The 3,993-nt window shown below is 54.5% G+C and carries 1 protein-coding gene and 1 pseudogene; both read left to right on the top strand.

Annotated elements, in window-relative coordinates:
* The first annotated feature begins 46 nt into the window (after positions 1 to 46).
* A pseudogene (locus QN397_RS26390) lies at positions 47 to 2,122 on the top strand (AAA family ATPase).
* 64 nt (positions 2,123 to 2,186) lie between these two features.
* Entirely contained in the window at positions 2,187 to 3,806 is a 1,620-nt protein-coding gene (locus tag QN397_RS26385) for a DUF2130 domain-containing protein (RefSeq protein ID WP_323502477.1), read from the top strand.
* The last annotated feature ends 187 nt before the right edge of the window (positions 3,807 to 3,993 follow it).

Here is a 3,993-nt window from a genome sequence, read left to right as displayed (position 1 = left end):
GCAACTCGCCAGTCAAGCCACCACGGTGGCGGCCTGACTTAAACCAATCAGCCTCCACGAATCCCGGGGCGATTCAGAAATCGACGACGCCATTGCTGTAATTGAAACCAAGCTCGGCAGCATTGAAGGCAAAGCGGGGCTTCGCTTTGATCTGGAAATCAAACTGAAAGAGCGCGAGCGCACCAAGTCTGCCCAAACTACTGCATCCAATGGCTTGGATGAGAAGTTGCGGACTCATGCCGCAGACAAGATCAAGAAGAACCGGCAGTACGGCAGCGTCGTTTACAACATTGACCACATTAGGCGAGACATTGCTTCTACGAAGAAGCCTGGTTTTGCTGCACTAGCCAGTGAGGAACAGGCCGGTAAGCTCACGCTGCTCAAGCAAGAAGCTCTCCCTGAGATCACGGGCGCGCTGGCGATCATTCTCAAATTGGAGTCCTTGACCGCCGCTGCTGAACCTCTGCTGTCCAAGGTAATAACTCCGACCAAAGCCATAGAGGAGCTTCTGAAAGACAGCGCCTTGCAACTATGGGTCAAGCAGGGGATGGGGCACCACCGCGAAAAACGGGACACCTGCGCTTTCTGCAGGCAGGATCTGCCGCACGATATTTGGGAAGTTTTGGACGAGCACTTCAGCAAAGAGTCGGGCGACTTGGAGGCGGCGTTGGATGCGGCTATCACGTCAGTGACTAGCGAAATCGGCACCATCGCAGAACACAACAGCTTCACGGGTGCCCAGTTCTACGGTGACGAGCGCACCAAGTTTGAAGCAAGCAGCAAGGCTCTCTTTGAGGCACTGGCCGTTTACAAGAAGGACCTAGAGGCGCTAAAGAAGGCGCTTGAGACCCGGAAGAACAACCTGTTCCAGCCGGTGTCCTTGAAAGCTCTAGCGCATGACACTGAAGAAATCGGGAAGTATGTAGCCGCGATCAATGCACTGATCGGCATAAGCAACGGCAAGACTTCCACACTGGAGAAGGACAAGACCGCTGCCAGAGATGCGCTTCGATTGGCTGACGTGTTCACGTTCGCTGATGCAATTTCTTACGACAACGAACTCGGCTGCATCGCCGCCCTGAAGACCGATGCAGAGACGGCGGGCACCGCCCATACCGATATCGAGAAAGAAATTCGATAGGCGGAAGCTGAAGTTCAGACATTGAGGGCCAAGCAAAAGGATGAGCGGAAGGGTGCCGAACGAGTCAACTCCCTGCTCACCAACTTCTTCGGTCATGACGGAATAAAGCTGGAGGCCCGGGACGGCGAGGATAAAGTCACTGTCAAGTTTGAGGTCACAAGGGACGGGAAGGCCGCTTATAACCTTAGCGAAGGAGAGTGCAGCCTTATTGCCTTCTGCTATTTCATGGCGAAGCTTGACGACCCAGAGAGCAAAGGAAAGGACTTGATCATCTACATCGATGATCCAATCTCAAGCCTGGACAGCAATCACATATTCTTCATGTTCAGCCTGATTGAAAGCTTAATAGCCAAACCAATCAAAAAAGACGGCGCAAACTCATATCGCTACAAGCAACTCTTCATATCCACACACAACTTGGATTTCCTGAAATACCTTAAGCGGCTGTCTATTCCATCGAAGAAGATCCAAGCAGGCGAAGGTAAGACCAAAAGTGTGAGCGATCATGAGCACTTCATGATTGAGCGAAATGGGGCTTCAAGCAATATCCTGCTTATGCCCTCGTATCTCCGAGACTACATCACAGAATTTCACTACCTTTTCCACCAAATCTACAAGTGCAAAGATCAAGCAGCATCAGCGGACAGTCACGAACCATTCTTCGGTTTCGGCAATAACCTGCGCAAGTTTCTTGAGGCTTTTCTGTTCTTCAAGTTCCCCTACCATGACGACAGGAGTGATGCATTTGAACGTATCAAGAAGTTCTTTGGCGAAGAGGAAGACACCGCTGTTGCCCTGGTAACCAGGCTCAACAACGAGTTCTCCCACCTTGAAGCTGTACCTGATCGCAGCTTCAAGCCTGTGGAGATTCCTGAGATCGCAAAGGTTGCGAACTATGTCCTAGACAAGATCTATGCCTCTGACAAGGTTCAATACAACGCTTTACTCAAGAGCATTGGGGAACCAGAGCGCACCCAATAGCAAAGGGGCCATTCGATCAAATTGACACTCGTCAACTACTAAAAAAAAAACAGGACGCACAGACATGCATGAAATCATCTGTCCACACTGCAGCAGAGCCTTCAAGATCGACGAAGCCGGATACGCCGACATCCTCAAACAGGTGCGCGATGGCGATTTTGACAAGCAGTTGCACGAGCGGCTGGAACTGGCCGAGCGGGAAAAGCGCGACGCGATTGCCTTGGCCGAGGCCAAAATCGCCAATGAGTTGCAAAAAGTCGCGGCAGTCAAAGACACGGAGATTCAGGCGCTGAAAGCCCAGCTTGACGTTGGCGAGGTGGCGAGCAAGCTGGAGTTGGCCGAGGCCTTGGGAACGGTAGAAAAGCAGCGCGATGCCATCTCCAACGCGTTGGCGCAGGCCAAGTTGGACCAACATGCGGCGCTCAAGCTGGCCGAGGCGCAGCTGGCCCATGAGGTGCAAGGCACTACGGCCCGAAAAGACGCGGAGATTCAGGCCTTGCAGGCCCAGCTCGCTGCCGCTGAGGTGGCCCGCAAGCTGGCGGTGGCGGAGGCTTTGGGCGAGGTCAGCAAACAGCGCGATCGGCTGGCGAACGAGCTGGAGCAAGTGCGCAGCGCGCAGCAAGCCGCCGCTCAGTTGGCCGAGGTCAAGCTAGCCCATGAGCTACAAGGGGCTGCCGCCAAAAAGGACGCCGAAATTCAAGCGCTGCACGCCAAGCTGGCGGCCGGCGAGGTGGCGCGCCAGTTGGCCGTGAATGAAGCCGTGGGTGTGGTCGCTCTGGAGCGCGACGAGTTGAAAAATGACCTCAACCTCATCACTGTGAAAAATCAGCTGGAAGAGAAAGCTACCAAGGAAAAATACGAGGTGCAGATCAAAGAGCGCGATGGCGCGATTGAGCGCCTGAAGGACATGAAAGCGCGGCTGTCGACCAAGATGGTCGGTGAAACCTTGGAGCAGCATTGCGAAATCGAGTTCAACCGCATCCGTGCTGCAGCCTTTCAGCGGGCGCATTTTGAGAAAGACAACGATGCCCGCACCGGAAGCAAGGGCGACTACATATTTCGTGACTCTGACGAGTCGGGCACCGAGATCGTCTCCATCATGTTTGAGATGAAGAACGAGAGCGATGAAACGGCGACTAAGAGAAGGAACGAAGATTTTCTGAAAGAGCTGGATAAGGACCGCACTGAAAAGGCGTGCGAGTACGCGGTGCTGGTGTCCCTGATTGAGCCGGAGAGCGAGTTGTACAACAGCGGCATCGTCGATGTCTCCCACCGCTATCCGAAGATGTACGTGGTGCGGCCGCAGTTCTTTGTGCCCCTGATCACGCTGCTGCGCAATGCCGCTTTGAACGCGATGAAGTACAAGTCCGAGCTGGCGCTGGTGCGTTCGCAGAACGTGGACATCACGAAGTTCGAAACCCATCTCGACGAATTCAAGACGGCGTTTGGGCGCAATTGGCGCTTGGCTTCTGAAGGTTTTGAAGAAGCCATCAAGCGCATCGACGATGCGATCAAGGACCTGGAAAAAACCAAGGAAGCGCTGCACAAGTCAGCGAACAATTTGCGACTCGCCAACGACAAGGCCGACGATCTGACGATCAAGAAGCTCACACGGGGCAACCCGACGATGGCGGCCAAGTTTGCGGAGCTGCCGGAGACCATCACTCCGACTGAGACGGAGTAGGACTCGCTCTGCTGCCCACCCTGCGCACGCATCTGGCCGACCTGCTGGCCCATTCCTGCTGCACGTAGAGGGCGTTGGCAAAGCCACACGTTACGCCGTGAACGTGCCGGGACGGTCTGCGCCTGCGCAAGCACGCGTTACAGTGCCCGACGGCTAAAAGGCCACTTGAACGCGGTTCAGATAAATC

Origin of the sequence: Variovorax sp. RTB1 (assembly GCF_035018765.1) — a bacterium.
Classification (GTDB): Bacteria; Pseudomonadota; Gammaproteobacteria; order Burkholderiales; family Burkholderiaceae_C; genus Variovorax.
This window is presented reverse-complemented; position numbering and strand designations above follow the sequence as displayed.